Origin of the sequence: Actinomadura livida (assembly GCF_014648675.1) — a bacterium.
GTDB lineage: Bacteria > Actinomycetota > Actinomycetes > Streptosporangiales > Streptosporangiaceae > Spirillospora > Spirillospora livida.
In genome coordinates this window covers 144,398-162,215 of record NZ_BMRO01000014.1, presented here as the reverse complement: position 1 = coordinate 162,215, position 17,818 = coordinate 144,398, and the positions used below count along the sequence as shown (strand labels likewise).

13 protein-coding genes and 1 tRNA gene are annotated in these 17,818 nt (G+C 68.8%); 5 read left to right on the top strand and 9 right to left on the bottom strand.

Going from position 1 to position 17,818, the window contains the following annotated elements:
* Window positions 1–235: 235 nt before the first annotated feature.
* From IEZ03_RS29730 to IEZ03_RS29715, 3 genes are all read left to right on the top strand, one after another.
* Entirely contained in the window at window positions 236–775 is a 540-nt protein-coding gene (locus IEZ03_RS29730) for a hypothetical protein (protein WP_184890186.1), read from the top strand.
* A gap of 497 nt (window positions 776–1,272) precedes the next feature.
* Complete coding sequence (locus IEZ03_RS38905; RefSeq protein WP_184891022.1) at window positions 1,273–1,659, top strand: tyrosine-type recombinase/integrase; 387 nt, start codon at window positions 1,273–1,275, stop codon at window positions 1,657–1,659.
* Between the two features lie 156 nt (window positions 1,660–1,815).
* A complete protein-coding gene (locus tag IEZ03_RS29715) occupies window positions 1,816–2,631 on the top strand; it encodes an NYN domain-containing protein (RefSeq protein ID WP_184890185.1) in 816 nt (271 codons plus the stop codon).
* Between the two features lie 652 nt (window positions 2,632–3,283).
* On the opposite strand, the gene IEZ03_RS29710 is transcribed toward IEZ03_RS29715, so the two are convergent.
* The 9 genes from IEZ03_RS29710 to dnaA all read right to left on the bottom strand — a co-directional run bounded on the left by IEZ03_RS29710 (window position 3,284) and on the right by dnaA (window position 16,722).
* Window positions 3,284–3,357, bottom strand: a tRNA-Ile gene (locus IEZ03_RS29710).
* 68 nt (window positions 3,358–3,425) lie between these two features.
* Window positions 3,426–4,481 (bottom strand): DUF3566 domain-containing protein, encoded by a 1,056-nt coding sequence (locus IEZ03_RS38265; protein WP_229808670.1) that lies wholly within the window; start codon window positions 4,479–4,481, stop codon window positions 3,426–3,428.
* A 48-nt stretch (window positions 4,482–4,529) separates the two neighbouring features.
* Window positions 4,530–7,040 (bottom strand): DNA gyrase subunit A, encoded by a 2,511-nt coding sequence (gyrA, locus tag IEZ03_RS29700; RefSeq protein ID WP_184890184.1) that lies wholly within the window; start codon window positions 7,038–7,040, stop codon window positions 4,530–4,532.
* 85 nt (window positions 7,041–7,125) lie between these two features.
* The gene (gene gyrB / locus IEZ03_RS29695; RefSeq protein WP_184890183.1) at window positions 7,126–9,063 is read right to left on the bottom strand and encodes a DNA topoisomerase (ATP-hydrolyzing) subunit B; all 1,938 of its coding nucleotides are present in this window, start codon (window positions 9,061–9,063) and stop codon (window positions 7,126–7,128) included.
* Between the two features lie 379 nt (window positions 9,064–9,442).
* Complete coding sequence (locus IEZ03_RS29690) at window positions 9,443–9,916, bottom strand: DciA family protein (RefSeq protein WP_229808669.1); 474 nt, start codon at window positions 9,914–9,916, stop codon at window positions 9,443–9,445.
* Between the two features lie 303 nt (window positions 9,917–10,219).
* Window positions 10,220–11,344 carry a DNA replication/repair protein RecF gene (gene recF / locus IEZ03_RS29685; RefSeq protein WP_184890182.1) on the bottom strand — a complete coding sequence of 375 codons (1,125 nt, stop codon included), beginning with the start codon at window positions 11,342–11,344 and terminating at the stop codon, window positions 10,220–10,222.
* Window positions 11,345–11,523: 179 nt separating this feature from the next.
* Entirely contained in the window at window positions 11,524–12,444 is a 921-nt protein-coding gene (gnd, locus tag IEZ03_RS29680; RefSeq protein WP_184890181.1) for a phosphogluconate dehydrogenase (NAD(+)-dependent, decarboxylating), read from the bottom strand.
* A 277-nt stretch (window positions 12,445–12,721) separates the two neighbouring features.
* Window positions 12,722–13,864 (bottom strand): DNA polymerase III subunit beta, encoded by a 1,143-nt coding sequence (dnaN, locus tag IEZ03_RS29675; RefSeq protein WP_132054551.1) that lies wholly within the window; start codon window positions 13,862–13,864, stop codon window positions 12,722–12,724.
* Between the two features lie 674 nt (window positions 13,865–14,538).
* The gene (dnaA, locus tag IEZ03_RS29670) at window positions 14,539–16,722 is read right to left on the bottom strand and encodes a chromosomal replication initiator protein DnaA (protein WP_184890180.1); all 2,184 of its coding nucleotides are present in this window, start codon (window positions 16,720–16,722) and stop codon (window positions 14,539–14,541) included.
* Between the two features lie 592 nt (window positions 16,723–17,314).
* On the opposite strand from dnaA, the gene rpmH reads away from it, so the two are divergent.
* Together rpmH and rnpA are read left to right on the top strand one after the other, a co-directional pair.
* Window positions 17,315–17,452, top strand: a complete 138-nt coding sequence (rpmH, locus tag IEZ03_RS29665) for a 50S ribosomal protein L34 (protein WP_132054170.1) — start codon at window positions 17,315–17,317, stop codon at window positions 17,450–17,452.
* A gap of 12 nt (window positions 17,453–17,464) precedes the next feature.
* The coding region (gene rnpA, locus IEZ03_RS29660; RefSeq protein WP_189241248.1) for a ribonuclease P protein component at window positions 17,465–17,818 on the top strand (354 nt) is incomplete at its 3' end.

Sequence of the window (17,818 nt, the reverse complement as noted above, 5' to 3'; positions counted from 1 at the left end):
GTGGCCAGCCCGCCGTCCGCCAAGGCCCACGCCCCCTCGCATACCAATAACAAGATCCTTCTCAAACACGCACTAAGGAAAAGCCGCCCCAGCCGAGCACACGAATCTTCACGATCGCTGCTCTCGCTCGAGCCCGCCACCACCCGTGACGCCGACCGACCGCCAACCGGTGGGGATCGGTGATCGGCCAATGGCCTCTCGCAATGGCGACCCTCGGCTGAGACACTTCCACACCATGGCGAACAGCGGACTCTGGGTCGGCATCCTCACCGCGCTGACCGCCTTAGGAGCCAGCTACATCACCTCGCGGGCGACGCTGGGCGCAGCGCTGGCCCAAGCCAGAACGACCACGCGCGCTCAAGCCCTTCGCGAGCAGCACGAGCGGCGCCGGTCCACTTATCGGGAGCTGATGAGGTGCGTGCACGAGTTCAGCGCGGTCACCTGGCAGATCGAGGACGTCGACGCGCAGCAAGACCGTGAAAGCAAGGAGCGGCTCCTCCGGCAAATGTGCAGTCGCATCGGCCCGGCCGTTGCGGAGATGAACAGGGCGATGCATGAGGTCCGACTCGACGGCCCTGCCGACGTCTCCGCCGCCGCGGACCACGTACGGGACATGGCACGGCGCGTCGAGTCACACCTCAAAGCGCTAGTAAACGAGGACGGCCCCGACCACCGAGAAACATACGACCGCGCCTACCGGGAGTTCCGGGAGGCATACGTAACCTTCATCGGCCTGGCGCAGAAGACCCTAGAGGTCAAGGACGAGACCACCTAGTGCCCTTGGATCACCGACCTCATCCGGCCGTACCGACCTTCTACTGAGTGCTGATCACGGAGGGCGGCATTGGCTGGTGTTGCACCATTGCCGTGGCCGCCGTCAGCGACCATGATCGTCCTGACCGGAGATCGGGCCAGGTGGGTGGGTCTGGGTGGTGTACCAGCTCAAGTTCTTCTGCAGGGCCGGCGAGGAGACCGGCGCCTCAGCCATGAGCAACCTCCTGGACAGGCTGCTGGAGCACGGCCCTTGCGAGGCTCGAAAGCCAGCCAGCACCGTGGGCGGGGCCGCCTGAGTTCGGCGTAAGGGCAGGTGTCTACGGATCCGCCTCACCCAAGGTCACCGAGGGCGTGCAGGTGGCGTAGCCCCGCCGCACCGGCCCCGCGTCAACGGATGGCTGAACCAGTGCCGCAACCGGGAGGGGGCGTGGGGGCGGAGCCCCCACATCGGGGGTCCGAGGGTCGCCCCCTGGGTCAACATGACGAAGGAGTGGCCACCTGCGCTGTCCGCAGGTATGCCGGTTCCGCAGGCAGATCTGGAACCCGGCCTGCAAGACCGCCGGGCTGGACCACGTAACCCCGCACCACCTACGACACGCCCATGCTTCATGGCTCCTCGCCGGCGGCGCAGACCTCCAGGTCGTCAAGGAACGCCTGGGCCATGCCTCGATCGCCACGACCGAGCAGTACCTCCACACCCTCCCCAACGCCGATGAGACCGCGCTCGCCGCCCTCGACAAGATCCGCGGACTCCAGGTCACCGAAGCCCCGGAAGCCTCCGAGCTGGACACTCTCAAAGCCGAGAACGAACGTCTCCGAACCGCGATCGCCGACGTGGCTCTGGCTCTCCGCCCCGACTCCCGCCCCCACCTGAGCACCGCCTGACGGCAGATCCTCCGCATCGGGAGTCGTATCCACCCCACAAAAAATGCGGCCCCTGACCGGGGCCGCCCTGTCGGCCGTAACCGACTTCGTCTGCCAGCCAGCATAGTTACTACTTCCGGCACGCGCCACCTCCATCGAGGTCTAACGTTCTGTCACGTGCCGGATACGATCGCGTACGTCGACGGGTTCAACCTGTACCACGGGTTGAAGTCCAAGTACGGCCGTGCCTACCTGTGGCTCGACATCGTCGAGTTGGTGCAACGGATGCGGCGTGATGACACGGTGCGAGCCGTGAAGTACTTCACCGCCATCGTCAAAGGCGAGCCGGACGCCGCACGTCGCCAGGAGACGTATCTGGCCGCGCTGACGGCGCACCGACCACAGGTGCAGGTGATCCGAGGCCACTTCAAGGTGAAGAACATGCGGATCAGCTGCCGGGCGTGCGGCGCGCAGTGGCAGTGCCGGTGCGAGCCACCTCAGCAGCGTTACCGCACCTACGAGGAGAAGCTGACCGATGTCGCGCTGGCCACCGAGATGGTCCGGGACGCCGCATTGGGGAACGGTGACCTGTCGTTGCTGATCTCAACGGACACCGACTTCCTACCCGCGATCAAGGCTTCATCGGAGTTGGCGCCCACTCGCCCGATACTGGTCGCCTGTCCTCCTGGACGAGGCCGGCCCAACCGGTTCGACGGCATGGTGATCTCCTTCCCGATCAGGGAGGAGCACCTGATGGCGTCGCTGCTACCCGACTCCGTCCCGGACAACGGCCTGGCTCGCCAACGTCCCGACAAGTGGGCGTCACCGCCCTCACCGGGGACAGGGCCGCAGGAGTTCGGCATCAGGGCAGGCGCCTACGGATCTCCTCGCCCAGGTCATCGAGGTGCTGCACGGTGCGCGCCGCCGCCTCGATGTAGCACCACAGCTCAGGCGGCGGTTCACCGGAATGACCGGCGGCGACCGCCTGATTGAGGTTCACGCCGATACGCCTGGCCTGCCCGGCCGCGTGCATCACCGTCTTCAGTGCCTCCCTCAACAGGCCGTGTTGCGGCTGAGCGCTGCCGCGCGCGGCGACAAGCACCGCCTGTGCCGCATACGCGCCGAGCGCGAGTCGCTCTTCCGCTGCCGCCGAGGCCACGAGCGAGTGTTCTTCGTCCGAAAGCGAGAACCTCACCGATCGGTTTCGCCGCGGAGTCCGATGCGCTCGCCGGTTCACGCTCGGTGCGTTCGTCCGCCGCGCTTCACCATGTCCGGCTACTGCTGCCACCTCCCGGATCGCGCTCGATCATCGTTACCGCCTGGACCGCGCCCGGTCCAGCTTCCTTATGTGCACGATTTCCATTTCTTGCTCCGCGCCGACAGAGCACCGTCCCTGCGCCCAGCCGATGCGACTGCCCCGGCTACGAAGTTCCAGTAGGAGCCTCTGAGCCTCGGCTTGAAGCCCTTTCGTGGCCCCAGGCTTCGCGACGCATCTCGGCGAGGCCCACAAGCGACACATTTTCGGACGCGGGATGTTGGCTGGTGCGTCCCGGTGGTGTGGGATCCCAGTGCCACCGGAGTGCCAAAAGATCTTGAGGCCGGGTCCGCTGAACGCGGAACCGGCCTCTGAGCTGGGGTTACTGGGTGGGCCTAGGAGGACTTGAACCTCCGGCCTCATCCTTATCAGGGATGCGCTCTAACCGACTGAGCTATAGGCCCGGGTTGTGCCGCTGGTTCTGGCGGCGCAACGAGAGGTTACCCCATCTGGCGGGGCAACCGGAAATCGATTACTCGGCCTCCTTGAGGGTCACCTCGACGCCGCCGACGAGGTCGGCGGCGAGGTTGTAGATGACGGAGCCGACGGTGGAGAGGGCGGTGATGAGGAGGACGTTGAGGGCGCCGACGAGGACGGTGTAGCCGAAGATGCGGAAGAAGGAGAACCAGCTTCCCGCGTCGACGGCTCCGGTGGTCTCGCCCTGCTCTCTGGTGAGGCTGTTGATCGTGTCGCTGATGGCGTCGAACACGCCGAGGGCGGACAGGATCGTGTAGAGGACGATGACGGCGACGAGGAGGATGACGAAGCAGACGACGGACATGACGAAGCTGAACTTCATCACCGACCACGGTTCGAGCCGGGCGAGCTGCAGCTGCGCCTTGCGGGCTGGTTTGCCGTCGGCGGGCTTGGCCGGGGTGGTCGCCGACGACCCGAAGGGGCGGTCCTTGAGGACCGTGCGGGCGAAGCTCGGGCGGCTCGGTTTGGCCGGGGCGGTGGTGCCCGCGGCGTTGGACGAGTTGCCCGAGGTCGGCGGCGGGCCGCCCGCGTTGAACGGTTTGGCGGACTGCCGCGTACGTTCTGTGGAGACCGACGCGGACGGCTCGGCGGGCTTGGCCCAGCCCGCCGAGCCGGAGGACGACGAGGGCGAGGAAGCGGCGGCGGGCGCGGAAGCGGCCGCCTTCGGGGCGGCGGGCTTCTCGGACGGCGTGCTCGCCGGCTTGGCGTCCTCGTCCTTGGACGGCGGCTCGGTGGTGTCCTTGACCGGCGCGATCTCCGGGGCGGGCGACTCCGGCTCGTCCTTGAGGGACGCGAGGTCGCTCCGGGTCTCCTCCGTGCCGGGCTTGGGCGCCGGGGTCCCGGCGTCCTTCTCGGCCTTGTCGATCTCGACGGTCGTCTCGTCCCGGCCGGACTTGGCGGACGCGGCGGCCACCGTCTTGCTCGGCTTTCCGGCGGGCTTCTTGCCGGGTGCGGCTTCGGGCTTCTTGCCGGAGGCCCCGGCGCCGGGGCGGCCCGCGCCGGGCTCACCGGCGCCGGGCCCGCCCTTGCTCTTGCCGGGCTCGGTGCTCACGTGTCCTCCTGGCCTATCGGCTCGTTACCAGGGGAGGGGCCGGGTGCCTCACTCACCACCGTCGCTCCCCTCGGCGTCGTCTGAGTCCTCCACCATGGACTCTACGTTCCTCGCGATGGCCACCACGCTGTCCCCGTCCGCGAGGTTCATCAGGCGGACGCCCATGGTCTGCCTGCCGGACTGCTTGATCTCCGCGGCGGTGGTGCGGATGACGCCCCCGTTGGACGTCATCGCGAACACCTCGTCGTCCGGTCCCACCATGAGGGCCCCTACCAACGTTCCCCGCGATTCCACGATCTTAGCGGTGAGGACACCCTTACCCCCACGACCCTGGAGGGGGTACTGGTCGATCGGAGTCCGCTTGGCGTAGCCGCCCTGGGTGGCGACCAGGACGTCCTGGGAGCTGTCCTGCACAACCAGCATGTTAAGGACTTCCTGGCTTTCCTCGAAACGCATGCCGATGACGCCGGACGTGGCGCGTCCCATCGGCCGCAGCGACTCGTCGTCGGCGCGGAAGCGGATCGCCTGGGCGCCAGTGGAGACCATCAGCAGGTCGTCGTCGGACGAGACGAGCCGCGCCGCGATGACCTCGTCGTCGTCGACGAGATTGATGGCGATGATGCCGCCGGTGCGGGGCGAGTCGAAGTCGCGCAGGACGGTCTTCTTGACGCGGCCCTTCTTCGTGCCGAGGACGAGGTAGGGCGCCACCTCGTAGTCGCGCAGGTCCATGACCTGGGCGATGTGCTCGTCCGGCTGGAAGGCCAGCAGGTTCGCGACGTGCTGGCCGCGCGAGTCCCGGCCGGCGTCGGGGAGTTCGTACGCCTTGGCGCGGTAGACGCGGCCCTTGTTGGTGAAGAACAGGATCCAGTGGTGCGTCGTGGTGACGAAGAACTGGTCGACGATGTCGTCCTGCTTCAGCTGGGCGCCGCGCACGCCCTTGCCGCCGCGGCGCTGCGCCCGGTACAGGTCGGTCTTGGTGCGCTTGGCGTAGCCGCCGCGGGTGATGGTGACGACGACGTCCTCTTCGGCGATGAGGTCCTCGTACGACACGTCCCCGTCGAACGGGATGATCTCGGTGCGGCGCTCGTCGCCGAACTTCTCGACGATGGGGTTGAGCTCGTCGCCGACGATCTGGCGCTGCCGCGCGGGCGAGGCCAGGATGTCGTTGTAGTCGGCGATCTCCGCCATGAGCTTGTCGTACTCGTCGGTGATCTGCTGGCGCTCCAGGGCGGCGAGCTTGCGCAGCTGCATGTCGAGGATGGCCTGCGCCTGGATCTCGTCGATCTCCAGGAGGCTCATCAGGCCCTGCTGCGCCTCGGACGCGGACGGCGAGCGGCGGATGAGCGCGATGACCTCGTCGATGCGGTCGAGCGCCTTGAGGAGGGCGCGCAGGATGTGGGCGCGCTCCTCGGCCTTGCGGAGCAGGAACCGGGTGCGGCGGACGATGACGTCCACCTGGTGCGTGACCCAGTGCCGGACGAACTGGTCGATGCGCAGGGTGCGCGGCACGCCGTCGACGAGCGCGAGCATGTTCGCGCCGAACGTCTCCTGCAGCTGGGTCTGCTTGTACAGGTTGTTGAGGACGATCTTGGCGACGGCGTCCCGCTTGAGGACGATGACGAGGCGCTGCCCCGTCCGGCCGGACGTCTCGTCGCGGACGTCGGCGATGCCGTCGAGCTTGCCGTCCTTCACCAGGTCGGCGATCTTCAGGGCGACGTTGTCCGGGTTGACCTGGTAGGGCAGCTCGGTCACGACGAGGCAGGTGCGGCCCTGGATCTCCTCGACGTCCACGACGGCCCGCATCGTGATGGACCCGCGGCCGGTGCGGTACGCCTCCTCGATGCCCTTGCGGCCGACGATGAGCCCGGCTGTCGGGAAGTCGGGGCCCTTGACCCGCTCGATCAGCGCCTCGAGGAGTTCCTCGTCGGAGGCGCCGAAGTTGTCCAGGTACCACCGGACGCCGTCGGCGACCTCGCGCAGGTTGTGCGGCGGGATGTTGGTCGCCATCCCGACCGCGATGCCGGCGGACCCGTTGACCAGCAGGTTCGGGTACCGCGACGGCAGGACGTCCGGCTCCTGGGAGCGGCCGTCGTAGTTGGGGGAGAAGTCGACGGTCTCCTTGTCGATGTCGCGCAGGAGCTCCATCGCGAGCGGCGCCATGCGGCACTCGGTGTACCGCATCGCCGCGGCGGGGTCGTTGCCGCGCGAACCGAAGTTGCCGTTGCCGTCGACCAGCGGGTACCGCATCGACCAGGGCTGCGCCAGCCGGACGAGGGCGTCGTAGATGGCGGAGTCGCCGTGCGGGTGGTAGTTCCCCATGACGTCGCCGACGACGCGGGCGCACTTGAAGTAGCCGCGGTCGGGCCGGTACCCGCCGTCGTACATCGCGTAGAGGACGCGGCGGTGGACGGGTTTGAGGCCGTCGCGGACCTCGGGCAGGGCGCGCGCGACGATGACCGACATCGCGTAGTCGAGGTAGCTCTTCTGCATCTCGACCTGGATGTCGACCGGCTCTATCCGTTCGCCGGGGTAGCCGCCCTCAGTGGTCACGTCCGTCACTCTCAAGACCTCTTCTGCTCGGTGGGATGCGCGTGCGGTCGCCTCTGGGAGTCAGGCCGCTGGGAGCCCGGCCGAGGCCCGCACGTCAGATGTCGAGGAAGCGCACGTCCTTGGCGTTGCGCTGGATGAACTCCCGGCGGGGCTCGACCTCCTCGCCCATGAGCACGCTGAACAGCTCGTCGGCCTGCGCGGCGTCGTCGAGCTGGACCTGCAGCAGGACCCGGTTGTCGGGGTCCATGGTGGTGTCCCACAGCTCGTTGGCGTTCATCTCGCCGAGGCCCTTGAAGCGCTGCACCTGGTCGCGGGGGCGGGGGTCGCGCTTGCCGGCGGCGATCCCGGCCTCGATGATCGCGTCCCGTTCGGAGTCGGAGTAGGCGTAGTCGGCCTCCGACCCCCGCGCATCCCACTTGATCTTGTAGAGCGGGGGCTGGGACAGGTAGACGTGCCCGGCCTCGATCAGCGGCTTCATGAACCGGAACAGCAGCGTCAGGAGCAGCGTGTTGATGTGGTGGCCGTCGACGTCCGCGTCCGACATCAAAATGATCTTGTGGTAACGGAGCTTCTCGATGTCGAACTCGTCGTGCACGCCGGTGCCGAGCGCCGTGATGATGGCCTGGACCTCGGCGTTCTTCAGGATCTTGTCGATCCTGGCCTTCTCCACGTTGAGGATCTTGCCGCGGATCGGGAGGATCGCCTGGAAGTGCGGGTCGCGGCCGCCCTTGGCCGAGCCGCCCGCCGAGTCGCCCTCGACGATGTACAGCTCGGACTTGCGCGGGTCGGTGGACTGGCAGTCCGACAGCTTGCCGGGCAGCGCCGTCGACTCCAGCAGGCTCTTGCGGCGGGTCAGGTCGCGCGCCTGCCGCGCCGCCACCCGCGCCCGCGCCGCCTGCGACGCCTTGTTGATGATCTCCTTGGCCTCGCCGGGGTTCTCCTCGAACCAGTCGCGCAGGTAGACGTTGCAGGCCCGCTGCACGAACGACTTGGCCTCGGTGTTGCCGAGCTTGGTCTTGGTCTGCCCCTCGAACTGCGGGTCGGCCAGCTTGATGGAGATGATCGCGGTGAGGCCCTCGCGGACGTCCTCGCCGGTGAGGTTGTCGTCCTTGTCGCGCAGGAGGCCCTTGTCGCGGGCGTACCGGTTGACGATCGTCGTCAGCGCCGCCCGGAACCCCTCCTCGTGCGTGCCGCCCTCCGCGGTGTTGATGGTGTTCGCGAAGGTGTGCACGGACTCCGAGTAGGAGGAATTCCACTGCATCGCGATCTCGAGCGACATGCCGGTCGTGTCGTCGCCGAAGTAGACCACCGACTCGTGGACGGGTTCCTTGCGCGCGTTTATGTAGCGGACGAAGTCCTCGATGCCGCCCTCGTAGTGGTACCGGACGAGGTGCGGCTCACCGTTGATGTAGTCGGGACGCTCGTCCCGCAGCGTGATGGCCAGGCCGCGGTTGAGGAACGCCATCTCCTGCATGCGGCGGGAGAGGGTCTCGAAGTTCCATTCGAGGGTCTCGAAGATGTCGGGGTCCGGCCAGAAGGTGATGAGGGTGCCGGTCTCCTCCGTCGCCTCGCCCTGGCGGAGCTCGGTCTCCGGGCCCCGCCACGTGTAGGACTGGTTCCACACGTGGCCGTTGCGGCGGACCTCGGCCTCCATCCGGGTGGACAGCGCGTTGACCACGGACGAGCCGACCCCGTGCAGACCGCCCGAGACCGCATAGGACTTGCCGTCGAACTTGCCGCCCGCGTGCAGCGTGGTGAACACCAGCTCGATGGCCGGCCGCTTCTCCACCGGGTGCTCGCCCACGGGGATGCCGCGGCCGTTGTCGCGCACGCTGACGCCGCCGTCGGCCATCAGCGTCACCACGATGTCGTCCGCGTAGCCGGCGAGGGCCTCGTCGACCGCGTTGTCGACGATCTCGTATACGAGGTGGTGCAGGCCGCGCTCACCGGTCGAGCCGATGTACATGCCCGGGCGCTTGCGAACCGCCTCAAGCCCTTCAAGGACAGTGATCGAACTAGCGTCGTACGCCAAAGGAGATCCTCCTGCCGGGGATGTCTGCCGCTCCGCGCCCGAGGGAGGCGCGGGTGTGCCCCGTAACACACATGAGGGCACCCGGTTGTGCTCTGTTCGTCTTGGTCAGAGCCCCGGGCGCCCGGTGGCGGCGCAGCATCCTGAACCGATTTCATTCTACCGGGTGACGGGGCTGAAAGTGGCACTCAAGGGCGCTGTATGCGCGTGTGGCGGCCGAGCGGCCCTGGAGCCACACCCCCCTATATGTCCCGGGGGATTCTCTGTCCTGCGTGCCGCTGGCTGCTGAACTCGCTTCCCGGCCGCCCGAACAGATGTTCCCACCCGGGCCGGCCCCCGGCGGATCCGGACGGCGGGCGCGATTCGGGGCCGCTCCACGGGCTCAGCGGACGCGCCAGGCGCCCGGCCGGCGCGGACCGGAGGAGGGGCCGACCACCTTCACCCGGCGGACGGTGCCGTGCCCGAGTTCCTCGTTCAGCCTCCTGACGAGGGTGGACGACAGCAGGCGCAGCTGCGTCGCCCACGTCGTCGAGTCGGCGGTGACGGTGAGCTCGCCGTCCTCGAAGTGCTCCGGCCGGGTGTGCTCGGCGAGTTCCGCGCCGACGATGCCGGGCCAGTTGCCGAACACGCCGCCGACGGCCGCCCGCTGCTCCCAGCCGCGGGAGGCCATCAGATCGCGGATGGCCGCACCGAACAGCTTGGGGTCGCCGCCGCGCCCCGGGTCCCTCATGCGGACGACCCGCCCGGTGCCCTTGCGTTTCCCGTTCTGCCCGGGCAGCGTGCCCCGCTTCAGGGCATCCGCCTTCGCCTGCGCGAGCGCCTCCCGGGCAAGCTCAATCCCCGACTTGACCGGCACGCCCTCCCCCGAGGCCCCCTCACCAGCGGCCGGAGGGCCGACCCGGCCGTCACCTGCTGAACCGCCCACGGACGCGCCGCCGACCGGCGGGCCGCCGACATCAGGCCCGAGGGACTTGTGCACATCTTGTGGATCGTCGTTCACGCGCTTGCCCCTTCCGTTCGGTGGACCACCCTTGGTGAAGCCTTCCTCCGCCTTCGCCGAACGCCGGATCGTCCCCTTCTCCTACGCCGCTCCCCACGCAGGCAGTTCCAGCGCCGCCCCTGGCAAGGACACCCGCAATGCTCCGCTTCGGGACGCCGATCAGTTCCGGACGACCTTGCCGTCGGAGACGGTATAGGAACCCCCTGTCAATTCGGCCGGTACGTCGGCGGGCACGGCCGCCGTGATGAGCACCTGCTCGGCCGGGGCCACCATCCCGGCCAGCCGGCTGCGGCGCCCGGTGTCCAGTTCGGCGAAGACGTCGTCGAGGATCAGGACCGGGTCGTCGCCGTCCGCTCGCAGCAGGTCGAACGCGCCGAGCCGCAGCCCGAGCGCGAACGACCATGATTCGCCGTGGCTGGCGTAGCCGCGCGCCGGCAGCTCCCCCAGCCGCAGGACGAGCTCGTCCCGGTGCGGGCCGATGAGGCTCACTCCGCGTTCCAGCTCCTGCTTGCGCGACTCTCCCACCGCGGCCAGCAGTTGCTCGGCGAGTTGTCCACGGTCTGTGGACAACTCGCCGTCCCCCAGTGAGCTCTTGTAGTACAGGTCGGCCGCGTGACCGCCCGGGGCAAGCTCCGCATACGCGCGGACGACGAGCGGGCGGAGCGCGTCGACGAGACTCAGCCGCGCCGCCAGGAGCTCGGCCCCGGTTCGCGCCAGATGCGAATCCCACACGTCCAGAGTCGCGAGCACCTCCGGGCCGGGGGACCGCCGGTGCGCAGCCGCCGATTTCAGCAGCGCGTTGCGCTGCTTGAGGACGCGGTCGTAGTCGGACCGCACGCCCGCGAAGCGCGGAGCCCGCGCGGTCAGCAGCTCGTCCATGAACCGCCGCCGCTCCCCCGGGTCGCCCTTCACCAGGGAGAGGTCCTCCGGGGCGAACAGCACCGTCCGCAGCATTCCGAGGATCTCGCGCGGCCGGGGGACAGGGGACCGGTTGAGCCGTGCCCGGTTCGCCTTGCCCGGGTTGATCTCAAGCTCGATCAGCGCCTTGCGGTCGTCCTTCACCACCCCGGCGCGCACGATCGCGCGCGGCGCGCCGTGCCGGACGAGCGGTGCGTCCGTCGCCGCCCTGTGGCTGCCGTGCGAGGCGACGTACCCGATGGCCTCGACCAGGTTCGTCTTGCCCTGCCCGTTCGGCCCCACGAACGTCGTGACCCCGGGCTCGAGCCCGACTTCGGCGGTCGGATACGAGCGGAAGTCCTGCAGGGAGAGGTGGGCGACGTGCACGAGACACGAGCGTAGAGCCTTCCACAGCCGCATCGGCCACACCCCCGCATCCGTCCGCACCCACGCCGTTCCGCCCGCTCGCGTCCGACCGCTCCCAACGATCGCGGCAACCAGCGCACCCCGGAAGGGGTAACCGAGATTGTGGATAACTCGCGCCGCCGAGCCGGAACGGCGGCGGGTCAGACCGGGGGCGGGGTGACGTCGGCGCCGGGGGAGTCGCCGTCGCCGGCTGCTTCGGTGGCGTGGCCGCCGAACTGCTGTCGGAGGGCCGCGACCACCCGCATGGCAGGGGAGTCCTCCTGGCGGGACGCGAACCGCGCGAACAGGGAGGCGCTGATGGCGGGCAGCGGGACGGCGTGCTCCACGGCGGCCTGCACCGTCCAGCGGCCCTCGCCGGAGTCGTTGGCGTAGCCGCGCAGGTCGTCGAGTTCGGGGTCCTCGGCGAGCGCCCGGTTCAGCAGGTCCAGCAGCCAGGACCGGATGACCGTGCCCTCCTGCCAGCTCAGGAACGTCTCCGGCACCCGGGTCACGATGCCGCTGGCCTCGATCAGCTCGAAGCCCTCGCCGAAGGCCTGCATCATCGCGTACTCGATGCCGTTGTGGACCATCTTCACGAAGTGCCCGGCGCCGGTCGTCCCGGCGTGGACGAAGCCGTACTCCCCCGCGGGCTTGAGCGTCTCGAAGATCGGCATCAGGCGCTTCACCGTGTCGTCGTCACCGCCGACCATCAGCGCGTAGCCGTTCTCCAGGCCCCACACGCCGCCGCTGACGCCGCAGTCCACGAACCCGATCCCCTTGGCGGCCAGCACGTCACCGTGCTTCTGGTCGTCCACATAGTGGGTGTTGCCGCCGTCGATGACGACGTCGCCAGGCCGAAGAGTTTCCCCCAGGCTGTGGATGGTGTCCGTGGTGGGTTGCCCAGCAGGCACCATCACCCATACGGCGCGCGGCGGGGACAGCCGTTCGGCCAGTTCCTGGACCGAGCCCACGTCGCTGAGGGCGGGGTCGCGGTCGTAACCCACGACCGTGTGGCCGCCCCTGCGCAGCCGCTCGGCCATGTTGCCGCCCATCTTGCCCAGGCCGATGATGCCAAGCTCCATGAAAAGCCCACTCTCTTCCTGTGCGTAACTACACGCGCGTCCACCATGCGCATGCCGGACCGCACGGCTCCCTGCCGCGCGGCCGGATACCGCGCGGCCGTTCACCGCACCTACTGATCTTCACGCGTGCGCGGCCGCGGGGGCGACCCCGGAGGACGTCGTCCCCAGGTGCGCCCAGAGCTGTGCATGCCCCGGGGGCAACCCTTCTCACCGCGTGACCGCCACTGCGAAGGGCGAAAAGGGTGATATGCGGCTTACCTTGACGACACCCTCGCCCCTACCCGGACAGCCGGACGGGCATGATCAGGTAGCGGTAGTTGGGGTTCTCGCCGTCCTGCGGCGGCTTCCCGGTGAGGACGGCCGGCTTCGTCGGCGTCGTGAAGGACAGCCTCGCCACGTCCGAGCCGATCGCTGAGAGCCCGTCGAGGAGGAACCCGGGGTTGAAGGCGATGTCGATGTCCTCGCCCTCCAGCGTTGCCTCCAGGGCCTCCACGGCCTGAGCCTCGTCGCCGGTCCCGGCCTCCAGGACGACCTCGCCCTGGCTGAACGAGAGCCGCACGGGGGTGTTGCGCTCCGCCACCAGCGAGACGCGCTTGACCGCCTCGATGAACGGCGCGGTCTGGATCTCGGCGAGGCCCGCGTACTCGCTCGGCAGCAGCGACCGGTACTTGACGAAGTCGCCGTCCAGGAGGCGGGAGGTGGTCCGGCGGCCGCCGCCCTCGAAACCGATCATGCCTTCGCCGGTGCCGCCCGCACCGCCGAGCGCGATCGACACCTCCGCGCCCGCCGTCAGCGACTTGGCGGTGTCGGCGAGCGTCCTGGCCGGGACGAGCGCGACGGCGGAGAAGTCGGGACGCTCCGGCTTCCAGTGCAGCTCGCGCACGGCCAGCCGGTAGCGGTCGGTGGACGCGAGCGTGACGGTCTCGCCCTCGATCTCCACACGGACGCCGGTCAGCATGGGGATCGTGTCGTCCTTGCCCGCGGCGATCGCGACCTGGGACACGGCGGCGGCGAACTCGTCACTGCCCACGGACCCCGCGGCCGGGGGCATCTCCGGCAGCGTCGGGTAGTCCTCCACAGGCATGGTGAGGAGGGTGAATTTCGCGCTGCCGCAGCGGAGCATCACCTTGGCGCCGTCGGTCGTCACCTCCACAGGGTGTGGAGGAAGGCTGCGGGAGATCTCTGCGAGAAGGCGTCCGGACACGAGCGCTGTCCCGGCCTCCTCTACGTCGATGTCCGTGGACACCTGTGCGGAGACTTCGTAGTCGAACGCGGACAGCTTCAGCCGGTCGCTGTTCTCCTCACCCCCGGCGACGATGTGCATGCCGGCGAGGACAGGTACCGGGGGGCGGACCGGGAGCGTGCGCGCGGTCCACGCGACGGCGTCGGCAAGGGCGTCTCTGTCGATGCGGAACTTCAAGGGGACCCGCCTCCTGCAGGTGTCGGACAACGGTGAGGTGATCCTGCCTCGGCTCGGGCGCTCGGGACAGGTTCTCCCCAGGCCCTGATTTGAGATGGATCTTTTCTTGGATAGAGAAGTAGTGCAGTACCAGTCATAGGGGCGGTGGATAGTGTGGACAGACCCCGTTTTCCCAGGTCAGGGCGCGTTTCTCTGTCCACCGGCCCTGTGCATGGGGAGTGGACGGCGCGACGGCGCCTGGGGACGGCGAATCTTTCCCCACACGTCGTCCTCAAGTCATCCCCCGGTTTTCCACGAGTTCTCCACGGGTATGCCCACGGTTTCGACGGCCTGTGTACACGGGACGCGTGGTCAGCGGAGTCCTCCCCAGGTCCGTCCCCAAGTCGTCCACCGGATGTCCACGGGATGTCCACCGGTTGTCCCCAGGTGGCCGGATGCTCGTGCACAGCCGGTCCACATCCGTCCACGGTTCATCCTCAGGTTCTCCAGGGGTTGCCCACCGGGTTATCCACGAAAATCCCCAGAGTTTTCCACAACTTGTGAGTAGCGCCTTAGCTTCTCGGGGGATGCGCGCCTTTTGCCCCTTTCGTTGGGCGAACGGGGTGTGGACGAGGAGTCCGGAGCCCGTCCACAGGCGTCGTGCAGGTCTGTCCACAGTGTGCAAAAGGTGCCGGTCAGCGCTTGCGGGCCTGGTGCTTGATCCGCCCCGTCAGCTCCGTGACCTGGTTGTATATGGCGCGGCGCTCGGCCATCAGCGACCGGATCTTGCGTTCGGCGTGCATGACCGTCGTGTGGTCGCGGCCGCCGAACTGCTGCCCGATCTTCGGGAGGGACAGCTCGGTCAGCTCCCGGCACAGGTACATCGCGATCTGCCGCGCCGTGACCAGCATCCGCGAGCGCGACGGCCCGCACAGGTCCTCGATCGTCGTCCCGAAGTACTCGACCGTCTGCGCCATGATCATCGCCGCGGTGATCTCGGGGCCGGAGTCGTTGGGGATGAGGTCCTTGAGGACGATCTCGGCGAGCTTCATGTCCACCGACTGCCGGTTCAGGCTCGCGAACGCCGTGACCCGGATCAGCGCGCCCTCCAGCTCGCGGATGTTCGTCGCGATCTGCGAGGCGATGAACTCCAGCACGTCCGGCGGCGCGGCCAGGCCCTCCTGGCGCGCCTTCTTCTGCAGGATCGCGATGCGCGTCTCCAGCTCCGGCGGCTGGACGTCGGTCGTCAGCCCCCACTCGAACCGGTTGCGCAGCCGGTCCTCCAGCGTCACCAGCTCCTTGGGCGGCCGGTCGCTGGAGATCACGATCTGCTTGCTGGCGTTGTGCAGCGTGTTGAACGTGTGGAAGAACTCCTCCTGCGTCTGCTCCTTGCCCTCAAGGAACTGGATGTCGTCCACAAGGAGGATGTCGACGTCGCGGTACCGGCGGCGGAACCCGTCGGCCTTTCCGTCGCGGATCGAGTTGATGAAGTCGTTCGTGAATTCCTCGGAACTCACATAGCGGACGCGCGCCCCATTGAAGAGGCTCTGTGCGTAATGCCCGATCGCATGGAGAAGGTGCGTCTTGCCGAGACCGGAGTCGCCGTAGACGAACAGCGGGTTGTACGCCTTGGCCGGCTGCTCGGCGACCGCGACCGCGGCGGCGTGCGCGAACCTGTTCGACGACCCGATGACGAACGTCTCGAACGTGTACTTGGGGTTCAGGCGCGCGTGCTCGGACGCGACGGCACCCGAACCGGACGAGCCGCCGCCACCGCCTGGCACCGGCCCAGGGCCGCGGGACTCAGAGCCCTCCTCGTCCCGGAAGGGACTCTCGCTCCGGTAGGGCTCCTCACCGCGGTACTGAGCCTCGCCGCCACCGCCGTACTGCTCCGAGCCTGGGTACTGCTGCTCGCCGCCGGCGAACGACGGGTCGCCCCCTTGAAAAGTGTCTTCGGCGTGGCCGCGCTGTGGCTCGTTCCCCCCGTGCTTGGGTTCGTGCCCCTGTTCCTCGGCACGGCCGCCTCCTTGACGCAGCGGACCCAGCGTGCGGTCGTTCAGATGCGAGCGCGGTGGACGACCGGAAGACTCACCACCGAAACCCTCCTGGCCCCCATACCCCGGGTAGCCCTGCGGGCCGCGTCCGTCATAGGGGGCCGAACCCCGTCCACCGGGCCCCGCGCCATACGCGGGGGGACGGGACGCAGGCGGATAAGACCCACGGTCGTCATCCTCAGCCTGTGGATAACCTCCGGGCGATCCTTGACCGGGAGCGGCCCCCGGCTGGGGCCGGTACCCCTGCTCGCCGAACGACCGCTCCGGAAACGGGCGCTCGGACCGGTCGGACCGTTCGCCACGCGACGGATCACCGCGCGTCGGGTCGGTATAGGACGGGTCGCCGTACTGCTGCTCCCCGTAACCAGAGTCCGTGTAAGAGCGATCCCGATCCCGGTCGCGGTCGTCCTGTGGCCGATCCCCATAGGGGTCTGAGTAAGAAGGTGTGGCGTCGTGCATACCGGGCCCGGCCCCGGCCCCAGGGATGGGCGCCGAAAGCGGCTCACCCGTGCCCGGCCGCGAGCCCGTTCCAGGCCCTGAGCCAGGCGCGGTACCAGGGGCGACGGGCGGTTCCGGCTGGACGGTCACCGCGACACGGATCTCCCTGCCCAGCTCACGCGACAGGGCCTGCGTGATGAGGTTGCGCAGCCGGGTCTCCAGCGCGTCCTTGGCGAACTCGTTCGGGGCGGCGAGCAGAGCCGTCCCCTCCACCAGCGCCAGCGGGCGGACCATAGGCAGCCATGCGCGGTAGCTGGGAGACAGATCACTCTCGGACAGTGCGATGAGGGTGCGGGCCCAGACTGATCCGAGATCCTGACCGTCCATGCGCAAGGTCCCCTCCCCCTCCGTTCGTCGGAGTACCTGACTGCCCGTCTGTCCCGCGGGGCGCGATCGGCCTCACAGGGCACGGCCGCGACGCGGAAGCCTTACTCTCTCACGAGTTGTCCACAGAGTTGTCCACATGCTGTGCATAGGCATAGGGCACCCTGTGTAAAACCCGTACGGTGGGTTCCTGCACGCGGGGTCGGGAAGTGTCCGGCCTCTGGGGACCGGAACGGGAGCGGTTCTGAACGGGGGGTTCGCGGGGCGGAAGATACCGACATCAGATCGTCGAGTTCGTCGAAGGAGCGTCGGCTCGCCCGGACGACCCTAACCGCTGCGGGCGACACCCGCAACACGTCCCACCACCGTCCCACCGCCCGCTCGCCCCGCTCCGGCCCGGCCGCCGCGTTTGACCGGGCACCCGGTCAGCCCGTAACGTGCTGAGGTCGAGTCGCATCGACGGAGATGACGCGTGCCCGCCGGCAGTTACGCAAGGCGAGCTCGGGTGGGCCCCCGCTGCGGGGGACCGAACGCGGCCCTCGATGCGAGACATCGCGCCTTTTCAGCCGAACCGACCGCAGCACTGGAGCCTCAAGTGAGCAAGCGTACTTTTCAGCCGAACAACCGTCGTCGCCACAAGAAGCACGGCTTCCGGCTGCGCATGCGCACTCGCGCCGGCCGGGCGATCCTGACCAACCGGCGCGGCAAGGGCCGCGCCCGCATCGCGGTCTGACACCACTTCACTGTGCTGCCGTCCGGAAACCGGATGCGGCGGCGGGACGACTTCACGCTGGCCGTCCGGCGCGGGCGCCGCGCCGGACGGCCAACTGTCGTGGTGCACCTGCTTCAGCCGGACGAGAACACCGGCGCGGACGCCGCGCCGCTGGTCGGATTCATCGTGGCCCGCACCGTGGGGAACGCCGTCGTCCGCAACTCCGTGCGGCGGCGCCTCCGGCACCTGGTGCGCCCGCACCTCGACCGGCTGCCAGCGGGTAGCCTGCTCGTAGTGCGCGCCAACCCCCGGGCGGGGACGGCGCGTCCTGACGAAACGGCCGCGGATCTCGAGTCGGCGCTCGATCGGCTGCTGCGGCCCGCGTCC